General features: G+C 50.8%; 12 protein-coding genes. 3 read left to right on the top strand and 9 right to left on the bottom strand.

Features of this window, described 5'->3' with window-relative positions:
* Positions 1–59: 59 nt before the first annotated feature.
* Together cydC and AC1EKS_RS06865 are read right to left on the bottom strand one after the other, a co-directional pair.
* Positions 60–1,973, bottom strand: a complete 1,914-nt coding sequence (gene cydC / locus AC1EKS_RS06870) for a thiol reductant ABC exporter subunit CydC (RefSeq protein WP_481008615.1) — start codon at positions 1,971–1,973, stop codon at positions 60–62.
* Positions 1,970–3,802: an ATP-binding cassette domain-containing protein gene (locus AC1EKS_RS06865; RefSeq protein WP_481008616.1), complete on the bottom strand. Its 1,833-nt coding sequence runs from the start codon at positions 3,800–3,802 to the stop codon at positions 1,970–1,972. Before AC1EKS_RS06865 ends, cydC begins: the two co-directional genes overlap by 4 nt.
* Positions 3,803–3,907: 105 nt before the next feature.
* Between AC1EKS_RS06865 and AC1EKS_RS06860 the strand changes: the two genes are divergently transcribed.
* Positions 3,908–4,570 carry a LytR C-terminal domain-containing protein gene (locus tag AC1EKS_RS06860; RefSeq protein WP_481008617.1) on the top strand — a complete coding sequence of 221 codons (663 nt, stop codon included), beginning with the start codon at positions 3,908–3,910 and terminating at the stop codon, positions 4,568–4,570.
* A 42-nt stretch (positions 4,571–4,612) separates the two neighbouring features.
* On the opposite strand, the gene AC1EKS_RS06855 is transcribed toward AC1EKS_RS06860, so the two are convergent.
* Positions 4,613–6,025, bottom strand: coding sequence for a uracil-xanthine permease family protein (locus AC1EKS_RS06855; protein WP_481008618.1), 1,413 nt, complete (start codon positions 6,023–6,025; stop codon positions 4,613–4,615).
* 161 nt (positions 6,026–6,186) lie between these two features.
* On the opposite strand from AC1EKS_RS06855, the gene AC1EKS_RS06850 reads away from it, so the two are divergent.
* Positions 6,187–6,681, top strand: coding sequence for a PaaI family thioesterase (locus AC1EKS_RS06850; protein ID WP_481008619.1), 495 nt, complete (start codon positions 6,187–6,189; stop codon positions 6,679–6,681).
* A 398-nt stretch (positions 6,682–7,079) separates the two neighbouring features.
* On the opposite strand, the gene AC1EKS_RS06845 is transcribed toward AC1EKS_RS06850, so the two are convergent.
* The 6 genes from AC1EKS_RS06845 to AC1EKS_RS06820 are packed head-to-tail and all read right to left on the bottom strand — an operon-like array spanning position 7,080 to position 14,210.
* Positions 7,080–9,029, bottom strand: coding sequence for an allophanate hydrolase-related protein (locus AC1EKS_RS06845; RefSeq protein ID WP_481008620.1), 1,950 nt, complete (start codon positions 9,027–9,029; stop codon positions 7,080–7,082).
* 2 nt (positions 9,030–9,031) lie between these two features.
* Entirely contained in the window at positions 9,032–9,703 is a 672-nt protein-coding gene (locus AC1EKS_RS06840) for a cysteine hydrolase family protein (RefSeq protein WP_481008621.1), read from the bottom strand.
* A 2-nt stretch (positions 9,704–9,705) separates the two neighbouring features.
* Positions 9,706–10,641 carry an amino acid kinase family protein gene (locus AC1EKS_RS06835; protein ID WP_481008622.1) on the bottom strand — a complete coding sequence of 312 codons (936 nt, stop codon included), beginning with the start codon at positions 10,639–10,641 and terminating at the stop codon, positions 9,706–9,708.
* Positions 10,638–12,011 (bottom strand): YlbE family protein, encoded by a 1,374-nt coding sequence (locus AC1EKS_RS06830; RefSeq protein ID WP_481008623.1) that lies wholly within the window; start codon positions 12,009–12,011, stop codon positions 10,638–10,640. The genes AC1EKS_RS06835 and AC1EKS_RS06830 overlap by 4 nt, the downstream gene beginning before the upstream one ends.
* Before the next feature lie 5 nt (positions 12,012–12,016).
* Positions 12,017–13,453, bottom strand: a complete 1,437-nt coding sequence (locus AC1EKS_RS06825) for a hypothetical protein (protein ID WP_481008624.1) — start codon at positions 13,451–13,453, stop codon at positions 12,017–12,019.
* Positions 13,443–14,210 (bottom strand): oxamate carbamoyltransferase subunit AllH family protein, encoded by a 768-nt coding sequence (locus AC1EKS_RS06820; protein ID WP_481008625.1) that lies wholly within the window; start codon positions 14,208–14,210, stop codon positions 13,443–13,445. Before AC1EKS_RS06820 ends, AC1EKS_RS06825 begins: the two co-directional genes overlap by 11 nt.
* 94 nt (positions 14,211–14,304) lie before the next feature.
* Here AC1EKS_RS06820 and AC1EKS_RS06815 point away from each other — a divergent pair, with 94 nt between their 5' ends.
* A complete protein-coding gene (locus AC1EKS_RS06815; protein WP_481008626.1) occupies positions 14,305–15,819 on the top strand; it encodes a PucR family transcriptional regulator in 1,515 nt (504 codons plus the stop codon).
* The last annotated feature ends 193 nt before the right edge of the window (positions 15,820–16,012 follow it).

Raw genomic sequence — 16,012 nt, 5'->3', positions numbered from 1 at the left:
GGGAAATTTTTTGATCTCGTGCCGGTTTTTAGGAATTCTCCTAGCTTTTCGTCCTCTAACTAACCCTCAGTTTCCTGGCGTTCATATTCCCCACCGAGCATAAATTCGGCTTCGCGTTCATGGGCCGCCAACTTCGCCAGTTCCCCAGCTTGCGTTAGCAAATCCCCCGGATCTCCCTGCTGTACCAATCTTCCTTGGGAAAGCACCAGCACCTGATCGGCTTCCTCCACCTGCCGCAAAGTGTGGGTGATTTCGATAATGGTGGCCTGCGGGCGAAGCTCGCGCACCCGGCGGCGCAGTCGCGCCGCTAAAGCTGGCTCCAAATGGGCAGTAAACTCGTCCAACACCAACACCGGGGAATCAGATAGCAGCGCCCTCGCTAAAGACAGCCTTTGCCGCTGTCCCCCCGAAAGCGCCCCGCCATATCTCCCCACTCGAGTAGCTAACCCTGCAGGTAAATCGGAAATCGTCTGGTCGAGTTCGACGGTTTTCAGCACTTGCCAGAGCTGTTCATCGTTCGCATCAGGTTTCCCGAGCCGCAAATTATCGGCAATCGAAGCCGAGAAAATATGAATCCGCTGGGTAACCAGGGGGAGGGCGCGGCGAATAGCTGCCGGATTAAGCTGCGATAGCGGGAGGTCTCCCAAAAGAATCTGTCCCCTATCTACATCCCAGTAGCGCAGTAGCAAGCGGGCCAAGGTAGATTTTCCGCTCCCGGTGGCCCCGCAAATAGCGGTCCAGGAACCGGCAGGGATGGTAAAGGAAATATTCTGGAGAGCCGCCTGGGAAGAAACCCGTTCCCCGCTTTGAGGGTAGGTAAAAGACACGTCCTCGAAAGCTATTGGGAAAGGCGCCTCTGGCGGCTTCTTTTCTCCACTGGAAACTGCCGGAACTGCCTTGGCAACCTGCCAAACCCGGCGGGCCGCAGCGAAAGAGTTTGCCAGGTGGGTAGAGAAATCTTCTACCCCGTGGCACACTTCCCAGGAGCGCAGTACCGCAAATACGGCGGCCAAGACGGAGGGAACCGCCGTCAAATCGGTAGTTGCCGGCATTCCCACCCAGATCACTGCCAGCGCTGCCAGGTACATTCCGCTTTGGGTCAGGGCGCGGCGCAGCGCTTGTAAAGAGGTCAAAGGACGCGCATTGGCACCCACAATCGACATATAGCGTTCGAGTTGCGTAGTGCGAGCGCGCTGCAAACCGTAACCGGTGACCTCACTAATCCCGTTAACCGAGTCAGTTACCGACTGTGCAACCTGTCCTTTGGCGCTGGCAGAGGCATCGGCAGCCCGGTTTCCTTCTCCCCCACCCAGCAGGGCTAAAGACGCCAAAGTTACCAGGTAAACGAAAAATAGCAGGGCGCCACTTAGCGGAGTCACCAAAAAACCGGTAAGAATCGAAACCCCTAGCGGGATAATAAGGGCACTAAACGCCGGAACCAGGGTGTGGGCAAAAAACACTTCGATACGGTCAATATCTGCGGTGATCCGCGCCAGTAAATCCCCGCTTTTCGCCCCCACCATACAGGCCGGGGCTTGGGGTGCTAGACGCGCAAACATTTCCTGACGCAAAATTTCTAGGGCTTTAAAGGCCACGTAATGTCCGGCGAACTGTTCTAAGTAACGGAAAAATGCCTTCAGGAATGCTAGCGCCACCATCACCCCGATGCTCACCCACAGATAAGAGGGGCTCAAGGTGGCACCACCAGCGATTTCTATGACTGCGTCGCCGATACGGTAAACCCCGAAAGCAATCAGGGCGATGCCGAGGGTCTGGTCCAGTAGGCGCGCCGCCCCCGATATGTAGAGGGGTTTTAGCACCGGACGGGCCAGGTGTAATAACCAATTAATCAGTTGGCGGGTTCCCACCGCCGGCAGGTCTGCGTCGTTCCCGGCTGCCTGCATCTGGCTGCACTTTTCGGGATCCTCTTTGGCGGGCCGCAGATACTTCAGCAGCTGAATTAATTTTTTCACCGCTCTACCTCCGTTAAGGCCCCATCTTTGAGGTAGAGGACGCGGTCCGCGTGGGCCAGGGCGCTAGCGCGGTGGCTAAGCACTACGATAGTTTTTTCTTTCGCCACCTGGGCGAGCGTTTGGATTATCGCCGCCTCGGACTCTAAATCGATCTGCGAAGTTGGCTCATCTAGGAGCAATAGTTCTCGTTCGGACAGTAACGCCCGCGCTAAAGATAGCCGCTGGGCTTGCCCACCGGACAGGGAGTAGCCATCCTCGCCTACCGGGGTATCTAGTCCCTGCGGGAATGCGCGCACTTCTGCGGCCAGGCGCACTGTTTCCAGGCATTCCCACAGGCGGTCTTCTCCCGCACGCGGAGCCACCATCATCAGATTCGAGCGGATAGTACCGGTGAAAATCCAGGTGTGCTGTTGCACTAGCGCCGATTGGTCTCTAAACCAGTTGCGACTTTTAGCATCCAAGGAGCGTCCTTGCAGGTAGTAGCTACCTTGGCTAGGCAAGAGATTGCCTTTAAGTACCTCAATTAGGGTTGATTTACCCGCTCCTGAGGCACCGCCAATGGCCAGCCATTCCCTAGGGTTTACCTCTAAATCTAGGTTTTTGAGGACGGGATTGCCGCCGGGATAGGCAAAGCTGAGTTTCTGCAGTGACAGTAAGGAATCGGAACTTTGCGTCGGGGTCTGCCCGCCCTCGCAGTTACTATCCGTATTTTCGGAAGCGGGGGATATTTTTTTAGCTTCTTGCGGAGCTAAGGAGGCGGCGGGGGCGGATGCTTCGCCGCGAGCAGAGACCTTGCCAGGGGAGGAAGATTCCTCGGAGGCAGACGGCTTTACCGGGGATGCATCTTTACCGTGGGACTTACCGTGGGAAGGTGATTTTCCGCTTAAAAAGGCACGTACCAGGCGCTGATTAGCCATCCCTGACATCCCTACATAGAAGAAGGCGCCGATTTTATTCATAGGTTCTAACAAAAGCAGGGTTAACCCCAGCATGGTAACTACCGGGGCAATCACCCTAATATCGCTGCCCCAGGAACCATTGATCACTTTCCACAAGGTGAGCGCAAACCCGGAAGTTAAGAGCAATAGATTAAATCCCAGGTCAATAGCCAGCAAGACTAGCTGGTTGGCAGCCAATAAACGCATGGTTGACAGCCGATTTTTCTCCCCTACCTCAGCTAACTGTTTCCCCCGCGAGTCGGTGGCTCCCAAGAGGCTCAAGGTTTCTAAACCGGAGAGGGCGTCCAGGTAGGAGGCAGCGAGCTGGTTCCGTCGCCGGCGGGACCTGCTAGAGACCTTGCGGGTTACTTTTGAGAACCCGAAAATAATTGCGGGAACCAGCGGTACAAAAACTAGCAGTACCAGCGCACACCAAAAATCGACGAAAAACGCCATCACCGCCAGCACCAGTAGCGGGCTAAGCATCGCCCCGATCATAGACCCCAGGAAAGCTTGGCGGTAGCGCTGAATTTTTTCGGTACCGGAAGTCATCATATCGATTAAAGATCCGGCGCTGCGCCGTGCCAGTACCCCCGGTCCTTGCGCAAAAAGGTTTCGCAGCAGCCGCGACTGCAAGGCCAACTGTTCTTTATATACCGAGTGCTGCTCGACGCTAATCCGGGTTGCTTCGCATCCTCCGAGCGCAATCGCAAAAAAGATTAACCCCCCGAAAGCCCCCGACAGGTTTTCCCCCGAAAATGCTTGCGCCAAAGTGTATCCCAGCAGAATCATGAAACCGGCCGCCAAAAGAACTGAGGCCAAGGTGAGGATCACACTGGTGACAATCGCTACTGTCCCCGCGGGACGGGAAAGTGACAGTTTCTTCGCCATAAAGTCCTCTAGCTCAGTGGTTTTTCTGGCTTTACTTTACTAGTTTTCGCGTCGAAAACGTACCCGCCAGCAGTGTCCCCACGATAAGGGGGTAAAGTAGCAACCATGAATCAAACCCAGGTGAGCCCCAGCAGTGGTCAAGACGCAAAACAGCCAGATCTGGCAGCAAATCCTGAAAAAGTTGACCCGCTCGCAGATCTTACGCCCTATCAGCGCTATGTGCGACGCCGTCAGCAACGCGAAACCATGGTTTTCACCGTTATCGGTTCGGTGATGGCCGGACTGATGGTGCTGTCTATCTTGATTGGGTTCGGGATTTTACCCTTCCCCTTCTTCAATGATTTCAAACAGGCACCCCAATACGCACAGGCAGGAGACGTTCCTTGCCCAACCTCGGAAAAAGCAGTTCCCTTGGACAAAATGGAAATCCACGTGGTCAATGGCACTGACGTTTCAGGCCTAGCCGGAAAAGTAGCCAAAGGACTCAAAGACCGGGGAGTTCCGGTTAAAGATACCGGAAATATCAGTTCTGGTTCCTATGAGGGCAATATCCGAATCGTTACTGGCCCCACCGGGGTTAACGTGGCCTATACTTTGGCGCGCGCCTTCGAGGACGCGGAGATCATTCTCGATCCTCGTCCTACTTCTGACGTGACCGTGACTATTGGTTCTCGTTACTCCGATATGGTTAGCCCCGAAAAATTCCAGGAAGAAGCCCAAAATGATCTCGAGGAGATCGACGACTGCAAGCTGGTGCGGATCGCTTAGAGCCTAGACCTCTTGATTACCGAGGGAATCCTTAGCAGCTTTCTAATCTAGATTCGTTGCCTGGGATGCTACCCGTTTTTCATAGGAGCGGGACTCTAGATCCGTACCTGCCGGGGCCGAGGCCGGGGAAGCCTGCTCGAGGAAGGTACCGCGTGCCTTCGAAATCCCCCGCATCACGTGGTAGACCACGATTGCCGCAGCCGAACCCAAAGCAATACCGTTGAAGGTCAGGGAGCCGATCTGCCAGGTGTAGTCGGCGATGGCAATAATCATGGCGACTGCGGCGGTATTTAGATTCACCGGGTCCGCGAAATCAACTTTGTTTTGTACCCAGATACGCACGCCCAACATTCCGATCATGCCGTAGAGGACGGTAGCCGCGCCTCCGAGCACCCCGGGAGGAATGGTGGCGATGGCCGCCCCAAACTTGGGGAACATTGATAGTGCCAGCGCTACGAACGCAGCCACGATATAGGCGGCGGTGGAGTAGACGCGGGTAGCGGCCATTACCCCAATATTTTCCGCATAGGTGGTGGTGGCGCTACCGCCGCCGCAACCGGCGAATACGGTAGAAATCCCGTCTGCAAACAGGGCGCGCCCGGTCAGGTGGTCAAGGTTTTCTCCGGTCATCGCGGATACGGATTTAACGTGACCGACGTTTTCGGCAATCAAAACCAGGACTACCGGGATGAAGAGTCCCAAGGTGGAAGGCTCAAAGGAGGGGGTATGGAATTCGGGGAGTCCAATCCAGGCGGCCTTGCCGATGGCTTTGAAGTCAACTTCGTGTTGGATTACCGCTGCTATGTAGCCCACGCCCACACCAATCAGAATGGACAGGCGGCCGATGATTCCTTTGAACAGGACGGTGATCAGCACGATGGCGGTAACAGTAATGACCGCGGTGACCGCGCCCTCTTTAAACCAGTTCCAGGCGGCTGGCGCCAGGTTAAAACCAATCAGAGCCACGATACAACCGGTCACGGTAGGCGGCATGATGCGGTCAATCCACACGATGCCCGCGAAATGAACAATTACCCCGATCAGCGCCAAAGTAACCCCGACGCTGATGACCCCGCCGAGCGCCGCTGACTGCCCGTACTGGGAAGATACCGCGGTGATGGGGGCAATCAAAGCGAAGGAGGAACCCAAATAGGAGGGCAGTTTACCCGCAGTTACCAATGCAAAGAGCAAGGTTCCAATCGCGGTGAAGAACAGGGTGGTGTTGGGAGGAAAGCCAGTCAGCAAGGGCACTAGGAAGGTGGCACCGAACATGGCGACTACGTGTTGGGCGCCAATGCCTGCGGTGCGCGGCCAGGAGAGCCTCTCACGGGGCATTACTACTTCCCCGGGGCCGATGGAACGGCCATCACCATGAAGTTTCCAGAAACCCAGGAGAGATTTTTTCTGGGGTTGCTGGGGGGATACAGATTGAAGATTCTGATCGTTACTAGACATTTCGTCCCTATCAGCTAGGAGACTCTGCCCTTTCCCGGGCGCGGGTCTGTTTGAGTATTACGGTCAGAACTTAACTTTATTCCTCTAGGCCCGGTTGTTAAAAGTTGAGGCGATTTTCCTCTTCCCGGAGCTGGTAACTGGCAGGCCTTAAACTAGGGGACATGACGAAGAAATTGGTTTACCGAGACGAAGTTGATGACCCGATTGCGCTGCCGGATCTGAGCGACCCGGAGAAGGTTTCGCAGTTTCTCGCGAGCTTGCCGGATGTTTCGGACAAATGTCCCTCTACGCACGCCCAACTGATTGAGGCGATGGGAATAAGGTTTCACCACTTGAACGCGGATAAGATGATTTGTTCGATGCCGGTAGAGGGCAACCGGCAAACTTTAGGGGTACTCCATGGCGGAGCGAACGCGGTGCTGGGGGAAACTACCGGCTCCCTAGCTGCTAACTATGCGGCTCCGGAAGGCAAACACGCAGTGGGGTCAAATATCTTTGTTACTCACCATCGTCCGGCGGTCGCGGGACGGGTGTATTGCCTGGCGACTTTAGCGCAAAGCGGGCGCACCCTCGCTACCTATTTCTTGCGGATTTTTTCCGAGGACGGCAAGCTCACCGCCTCCGGCACCCACACCTGTGCCTTCGTGGATGATTAGGACTCGCGACCTAGACCAGTTCTTTATTACGTAACCTGCACGAGCGTCCTTTGTCTCCTAGCTCTGGAGAATATCGGTCGTTTCACCACGTCCACCATTAACGAACAAGCCCAGCTCGAGAACGACATATGCACGCTTAGTTTATCCCCCGCGAAACTAGCTAGCGATTGGGAGCAATGAAGCTAAGCGCACTGAACCTGCCAGACAGAAAATAGTCCTACTCTAAAAGACAAAGAGAAAAACCCTAAAAGGTTGAAGTCAATTCACTCAAGGTTTTCAGTTCTGCAACAGAACTACCATCGCCGGGTTAAGGAGCAATGTCTGGAGGGCTTGGTAAACTTATTACCAAGCCCTCCAGACATCTATGTATTTTAGTTTAAGCCGGAACGGTAGATAAACTATTCGGCTTGTGAGGAATCTGCTGGTTCAGTAATGTGCTCCAGATATTTACGCCAGCCCCCGTATCGAGAAATGTCTAGATGTTTTCGGGCCATTTCTTCTCGATATAGAATTCCCGGGACTACCCGACCGTCCTCGAGAGTTATGGCGCCTCGATACAATCCGTCAGGCTCACCCTCTATAACGTGTAGAAGTATCTCCGGAGATAACTGGTAGAGTTCCCCGCTAATCGCTACCCCATCGTCTTTCACCTCGAACATTCCTGGGTGAATATCGTCTATTGAGTGAAGCCGGTATTTAGGAGCCGTTTTTATCTCTCCTTGGAATTCTGCACCAGCGAGGTTTCCATGGAGGTCCAAACCTCTCATCAGTGTTCCATTCACGAACAGCAGTTCATCAGGAAGACTGGTATTTTTGTCCTTTCGAAAAGCGAAGCCAAAGCTAGCTAGAATTCCCGCGAGTAGAATATAGCCAATGGTTACACTTGGTGCAGCATTGACACCAACGGAATAAGCGTTGATTAAACCAATGAAACTCAAAGCAGCAGCAACTAACGCAACTGCCGATGCGGCGTAAAAGCGCCGATCTATTACAAAGCAGGTAATCGCCCCTAACAGAACGCCGACTAGTACAGCTCCCTGGCCTAGAAGCTTCATACCATCGTAAATTACACCAGCATCTACCAGCGCAGGAATTCCTACCTCCTCGACAGTTTTACCGGCTGCATTTAACGCGTTTTCAACTAGACCTGTCGCCCACTCTGCTAGCGAAGGAATCATTGCGAGAACTACTGCGGGCGAATATCGCATAGGTGAAGCGTCGAATGCTTGAGCACCGATTACTAGACCGATGTACAGGAGTATAGGCACCAAGGCCTGCATGGGAAATATTTCTAATAAGGTAGCTACCAATCCGGTGGCACATACCAAAGCGACCATTATGCCAGTCACAAGGGAATACCCAATTCGACCGCCGACCTTCTTCCATCCGGGATGTCCAATGTACACGGCGGGCGGGAAAGGCGATCCGAGGAAAGACCCAATAATCGCGCCTAAACCATCAGCGGTCAAAACCTGCCGCATCGAATAGTGGTCGCCAGCGGCAGCAGCCGACTCAATATTGGTCATTCCTTCAGTGAAGTTATAAATCCCTAAGGGAATCGCTGAGGCCAACAGAGGCGCAATATCCGACAAGCCAATGATAACGTCAGCGGAAGGTACCGGAAGATTGAAACCAACAGAAGCGAAGGATTTAACCACATCGCTTGGCTCCAGAATACCGCTCCACCCTGCGGCCACAGCCACCCATGCAACTGCGGTAGAGATTATAACGGCGACCAATCCAACCGGGGCATCAAAGGGTAGACGTTTGCCAGCCATCCATCCCACTAGAATGAATGCAAGCGCAATGAATGAAATCCAGGGCGCCTGCCACATTTGCGAAACGGGACGCATCGCTATGAAGGTTATGGAAATTCCTGCAAGCGCCCCTAGGAGAGCTGCCCTCGGCACTGCTTTACGAATCCATGGGCCGATAATTGCACCGAGTAGAACAATACAACCAATAATAAAGCACCAGGCAAGACCAGCACGCCATGCTTTAATGGGGTCGTTAGATTGTAAATAAACGGGCAGCATAACCACGAATACAACAATAAAAGTGTGGGGTACAGATGGCCCATAAGGTAGGGCTGTTACATCAGTGCGGTTTTCTTTGCGCGCAAGGTTCCAAGCCAAAATTGCGTACCATATATTTCCCAGAGGAAGGGCAATTGCCAAAGCCGGAAGCAGACGACCGTAGACAATGCTTCCTGGGATCTTAACCACAGCTAGGCATAAACCTGTCAATACAATTACATTCAATAATACGTTGGTTCCAAGTCCGAAAAGTCCGTTCCAATCGCCACGAACCCAAAGTTTCGGTTTATTGATAGCGTCAGTCTTACCCACCGTTACTGCCCTACCTTTATCGATTTCAATAAGTTTTTAGAATCAGCTACCCATCCCACAATTGCCCCTTGTGCAGCAATCATGTCTAGTGCTGATGATTTGAATTCAGGGAAATATGAATTAGTGCAATCAGAAAGTACAAGACAATTGAAACCGCGATCATTCGCCGCACGAGCGGTGGATTGTACGCATACTTCTGTGGTTACCCCAGTGATTATTAATGAATCTATTTTTCTTGCGCGCAGAATTATCTCTAAGTCCGTCCCATAGAATGCATCCTTACCGGGCTTGTCTAGCACCGTTTCTCCTGGTTGGGGATATAACTCAGGAATTATGTCATGTCCCTTTTCTCCGCGAACGAGAATCCTGCCCATAGGCCCGTTATCCCCGATTCGCAGGCTGGGCTTCCCCCTATCTCTTTTTGCATCGTAAAGATCCGTTAGGTCTGCTCTATGGCCCTCGCGAGTGTGGATTATTAATACACCCAGGTCACGGAGAGCCGATAATACCTTTTGGGTGGGTGTAATCGTATCCCGTAAGCTGGTTACGTCATTACCCAGAGTTTCCCCGAATCCTCCGCTTTCCATAAAATCCCGTTGGAAGTCAATGCACAGCAATGCTGTCCGTTTTCTATCCCATTGAAAATTGAACGGGTTGGCTGATGTTGTAAACACGGTTACTCCTTTGTTATCTGTGTTCCTGCAGTCCCTTCGAATGCAGCTCTCATGGATTCAATATTGGTTATAACCACGCGTTTTCCTCCATTTTTTAGAAAACGACATGCAGCATTGATCTTTGGTCCCATCGTTCCTGGGGGGAACTGCCCTTGCTTGTACCAGCTCTCAAGCTCGTGACAATTGGTTTTCTTTATCGGTTTTTCTTCAGCGGTTCCCCAGTTCAAATAAAGCTGTGGTACAGCAGTCAGCAATAGAAGAATTTCAACTTGGGTATTGGTCGCGATCAAGGCAGATGTCTGATCTTTATCGATCACTCCGTCAACAGGCAGATATTTACCCGCCTGATGAATAACCGGAATTCCGCCACCACCGCCCGCAATAACAATCTTTTGTTCACCCACCAATGTCGATATTGCCGACTGTTCCATGACCTGTTTTGGCTCTGGGCTAGGAACGACACGTCGAACCATTCCTTTTGCCACCGGGACGGTATCCCAGTCGCGCGGGGCAAGCGTTTTTGGTACAGGTAGCCCTATGGGCTTGTCTGAAGAGGCGAAAGCCGGATCACAACGATCAACCAGGCAATGTGTAATAACGGTTATAACCTCTCTATCTATACCCTCGTGGCTCAATCCGCTCATCATTGCAAGCTGAAGACTTGTTCCAATCGATCCCTGAGACTCAGACACGGCTGTCCACAAAGGTAAAGCAGGTAACCGATGAGCGCCCGCATTAATCGCAAGCTGCGCCCTCTGCATGGACAATCCAACTTGAGGGCCGTTACCATGGGTTAGCAAGACTTGATGCCCTTGCCTAATTAAGGGAATAATTCCCGCAGCTGTCGCCGAGGATTGTTCCCATTGACTACTTGTGATTTTGCCAGCCTGCCCCGTAATCAAGGCATTCCCACCTATCGCCACTAAGACACGACTCATGCTATTCCCCGCTTCTTTGCTAAATAGCAAATACCCTGCAAGAAAACTTGCCTCGGGGCACGGACTATTCCTGCCCCAATTTGTCCCACGCCAGCTTCTTTATGGGCTATGCCCGTATTTATTACTGGCAGGACATTACTTCGAGCTACTTTTATTAAGTCAATCCCAGATGGAATACCGGCAAAATTTAACTGTGGAATTTGAAATACAGGATGACGCGACATAGTAATATGCGTCATCTCAATCGTAATTCTTTGGGCATCTTCCGGAGTACCCCCAATGAACTGCGTTATTGCTGGAGAAGCAGCCATGGAGAAACCGCCTAACCCCAGAGATTCTGTGATGGCCGAGTCACCCAGATCTGGGTTAGCATCCTCGCGAGAATAACCGGGGAAAAATAGGCCATCAGCAGGCTCTACCGGGGCAGTGAACCATTTTTCTGCTGCTCCCGCAACTCTCAACCCGAATTCCACGCCGTTCCTGGCCATAGCCGTCACCAACGTTGAATCGGCCACACCGTTTGCCGCATCTAAGCACAACTTTGCTGCGGCCATAGACAGATTCAGCGCGAAGTGGTCATTGTTGGCTAAGAACTCGAGTACTTCCTGTGCGGTCTTTTGTTTAGATATACTCGGCGCCAGCCGACGAGTGAACAGACTGGTAGCTGCAATGTTTCGGTTATGACATTCATCGCCCATTGTAAGAGCTTGCACGAATAATGAGGTAGTGTCGATCGGGCCGTGGTCTTGTAGCGCTGCATCAAGTGTAGGTCCGAGGTAATCACGCATCCAGACCAATCTGTCGATTACGGAACGGTCGTAAGCACCAAACCGCAGCACTTTACCTAGACCTTCGTTTAGATTAGAAAAGGCCTTGCGTTTTCCATCAGTCACCTCAAACACTGGCATGGACGGAGAAATGATTCCCGCCATCGGCCCCACCGCGCCAACTTCGTGGCAAGGCATGATGTTAATATCTCCGTTGTTTAATAGTTCTCGCGCCTGTTCGGGTGTCTTAGCCCAGCGCTCAAATAGTGCTGCACCAACCAACCCGCCGATCATTGGTCCGCACATCTTTTCTACCGCTATCGGAGGGCCAGAATGTAGCAAAGTTTTGGATTGCAACTCAGCAATAGCCTCCCTGGCGGGGAGAATTCTAACCAAGCTGGGGCGTACCGAATGTACCAAATCAATAGCTTTCTGATTAGCCTGTCTGGTCACCTCGTTGTCTAATCGCGATACCATGCTTGCTGCATTCGCATCTGCGAATGCAGGCGGCATCCATTTAAGGTCATACACACGGTCTTCAGGCACCGCCTGTACTATTAATGGGAGTCCAACATTTACTAGCGAAAAATCATCAGATAGCATGATAGTCAATCCTTTTTAACTAACTCGATGGCATAAGTAACGGCAGCAGCGTTGGAGGGAAATACGACAATCCCTGCATCCTGCAAAATTTTGCGCTGAGAGGCTAATCCTTGCGGGTCATGAGCAGTTCCAGTAATCGACGCCAGAACCTGTAAATTCCGCCCAGCTCGCTTAGCTGCGTCAACCGCTTTAGCAACTGCCTCGGCAACTGGAGTAGCTGGGTCAATGGCAGACCCCCATCCTAAAACCACATCCAGCAGTAACAAGTCTGTGTCACTTACTTTACTGATCATCTTCGCTCGCAAATCTGGGGAAATCATCGGATGTGGTTTCCCACGTGTGAACTTGTCGTCCCCAAGATCTAAGATTTTTCCTTCAACTCCGAATCTTTTTAGTAGGACACTAGCTTCCTGCGCCAGAGTTCCTCCTGTATACAGCCCTAGAATTGGCCCGTACGCTTTTACTCCACTTTTTTCAGGGAGATCAATAGACAGCTTTCTATTAAGTTTTTCGGCGATTACCATCGCTGCTTCTTGTAAAGTTCCTCTGATCGGAAAGGGAGTGTCGGTATTCGTTGCACCCATGAAGCAAGCGATCACAGGTTTCTTTATTAAACTCAAGCGTGTCAATAATTTCTGCATGGTGTTCTTGTCTGGATGCTTTGAAATCACCGCTATCAACTTGGTTTTGGGATCATTTTCCAATAGATTGACTGCCACTAACGAGGCTGGATGATCTATCTTCCCCGATAAATCTCTTCCCCCCACCCCTATGATTTGAGATATTCCTATTCCAGCTTCTCCGATCAGGGTTGAAACCTCTTGTGCACCTGTACCAGAAGCGGCAACTATTCCGACTTCTCCTTCAGGGAGAACATTTGCAAAACCCAGCGGCGTACCGTCTATTATTGCTGTCCCACAGTCAGGCCCCATAAACAACAATTCATTTTTTGCCGCGTATTCTTTTAAACGGTTTTCTTCATCAACCGGTACATTGTCAGAAAAACAAAACACATGACAGCTCTCATGTAAGGCATCCTCAGCAACGGCCCCAGCATACGCACCCGGTACTGAAATAGTTACAATCTTGGCATCTACCGCAGATACCGCTTCATCAACGGTTTTCGGCAGAAACGTGACCGAATTCGTCTCGGTTATCGCAACATCTGAGGTTAGCTCGATCTTGGCTGATTCCAGAGCTGTCTGTGCCGTTTCTTCTGAATCCGCTTGGACCACAACGAGTAAATCATCCGGATTAGCGGTAATATCCTCTGGAAGGATCTTCGATCGAGCCAGAACGTCTAGGTTGGCGGGCGTGGCCATTACAATACCTGCTTTTTCTACACCTGTTCGACGTTCTAGCTCTGCCGCCATAGACATTAAAGCGACCGAATCTCGGTACAGGTTGGTGTGTATCTGAAACCGCACTACATCAGATGACATAGCTACTCCTTTGCAACTGATTGATGTACAACTGATAAGACAATCCGTAAAGGAAATCCAAGCCTGAAGTATGGCCGATATCTGCCGCTATCAAGCTGATCTCACTCGGACCCGCTTTTCGTAATATTGCCTTGAACAAATCCAGATGGCTGCAAGACACTTGCCCCAACGAGGCGTAATAAAGTTGATGAGCTGAGATTCTCGTAGTTCGGTACAGCAACGGTGCTATAGTGTTCCAAATGGCGTGAACCTCCTGGGGATTTGAAAGAGACTGTGCGCCCGCGAGCATTCCACTCAAGATGTCATCGCCGGTAGGTGTACTCCCCTCTCCAAGTCCCAGGAGTCTATCAAACCTCCCCTCTGCCAGCGCATACTTTGCGAGTTTGTGCGCCTGTGGGTTATTTCCCTGAACATAGTCATACAGTCTGCGATAGTAATCTTGGTCGCTACCCAACTGGGGAACTGCGAGATCAAACGACGAGGCCGTATTAATTGTTGGTAGAGCAGCGGCAGGTATGAGATTGGTCAATCCATATATGTAGCGGCATAAATCTGGGAAATCCTTGTCCAGTACAGTGATTCCTGATGGAACGAGACCCCGGGATTCAGAGGTCACCGGGAGTAAGTGGTTTTGATCGTGGAGCAGAAGAATTGAGGAATGTCCGATATATACAACATGATGCTCTAACTCGTAGACGGAAGAGGACACACTCGCACACCGTCTCTGCACAGGTATCTGAGTAATATCCGTAACCATAAGGGTTATGCTAAGGTACATTGCGATTGAGGTCACTAACAATAGTGTCCAAACTTAGAGCAACTGTTTGTACAAAATGAACAAAGGGAATCAGATGTCTGGGCTATCGATTGAAGATGTCCTCTCGCTGCCAGCCATGCATGGTACCAAGGTGATTGCTGGCGCTCAGGGATTACACAGAGTGGTTAAATCTGTAAATGTCATGGAGGTTCCTGATGTAGAAAATTTTGTACGATCGGGAGATTTGCTATTGACCACAACCTACCCGATCAGCTCTAATCCACAGCAGCTAACCCAGCTTGTTAAATATTTTGCGGCGGAAAATTTGGCTGGCTTAGCAATTAAACCAGGCAGATATCTACACTCCTGGCCAAAAGGCCTGTTCTCGCTATGTGATTCTTTAAAATTTCCTTTACTACAACTTGAATCAGATGTTGCGTTTGACGACATCATTGGTGAAGTGTTAGCAGTTGTCTTATCCGACTATGGGCCCGAGCCAAGCCAAGCTGACGCCATTCGAGAAAAGTTAACGAACATCGCCCTATCGGGTGGTGGCCTAAAAGAAATCGGCAAAGCGTTATCTTCAGCTATTCTTTGCCCGGTTCTAATTACCGACACTTCTTCACGAGTCTTGTCGATTGACATACCGCAGAACACATATTCGCCACAAAAATCACACTTTCCCTGGCTGCAGAACCATGCACATCAAATCAGTCTATCCGCTTTAGATTCATCAGCGTTGAATCGATATCAAATAAAAATAGGGGACGATAGTAAAGGTGAAATAATTGTTTTGTCATATAAACCTTTGAAAATAGGACAAAAACGGCTAATCAGGCAAGCGTGTTTTGCTGCGGGCCTACACATTGCGCAACAGCGTGCGGCTGCAGAAGTCAATAAGGGCCTAAAAGTTCTGGCTTTAGAGGAGGCAGTAAGTGCACCGAGCGGCTACCAATCAAGACATGTGGGTTTATTTGGCTGGAATCTCGAAGCGGCAGATCTTGTCATAGTCGCGGCTAACTCGGGTCTTCAGGCAGAAAGAAAGGTTAAGACCCTCTGGGGGAAGTCTGCTCTTTCATGGCAGCGCGGGAATGACACTGTGGTGATTGCCCTGGAAGAAGAAATTGGGAAAGAAAACCTTGAAAATCGCGCAAGAACATGGCTTACATCACTCCCAGCAGATTCTATTGTTGCTATAGGAGAAAGTGGAAATTCGGACATAAAGCTGGCAGATCTCCACGCAAGCGCGTTACAAGCCCTAAATATTGCTAAACGAATCGGAACAAGAGTAGCGCTTTACTCTCAATTATCTCTTGAACTTTTACTATTATCTCTAGGCGAATTTGAAGCGAAAAGTTTTATTAACAATCAGTTAGGGAAACTAATAAAGAGTGATGAAGAAAAAGGAAGCCAGCTAGTCGAGACTATGCGTGCAGTGCTGGAAAATAGCAGTAAACTAGACGCCGCAAAGGAATTAGTCGTCCACTACAACACGTTAAAATATCGTGTTGGAAAAATTAATCAAATTACTGGCAGCGATTGGGAGGTGGGCACCAATCGAATTAGGTACATAATCGCGTTGGAACTGTTGAGACTGTACAATAAATAAAACCATATTGCCCACCATATTCCCTCGCATATCGGGTCGAGTTCCCCTGCATATGAATCTCGTTAATTTGCTTTAAGCCCTTGTGGGGATCTAGTTCACTATTATGTTCTGCTAAATGTTAATCTCTGTGACAACATTTCCTAGCCACGGTCCGCAGATAACCTGATTACAGGAGTATTTCAAAACCACCACT

Source organism: Varibaculum sp. C0165D1 (assembly GCF_056590355.1).
This window is presented reverse-complemented; position numbering and strand designations above follow the sequence as displayed.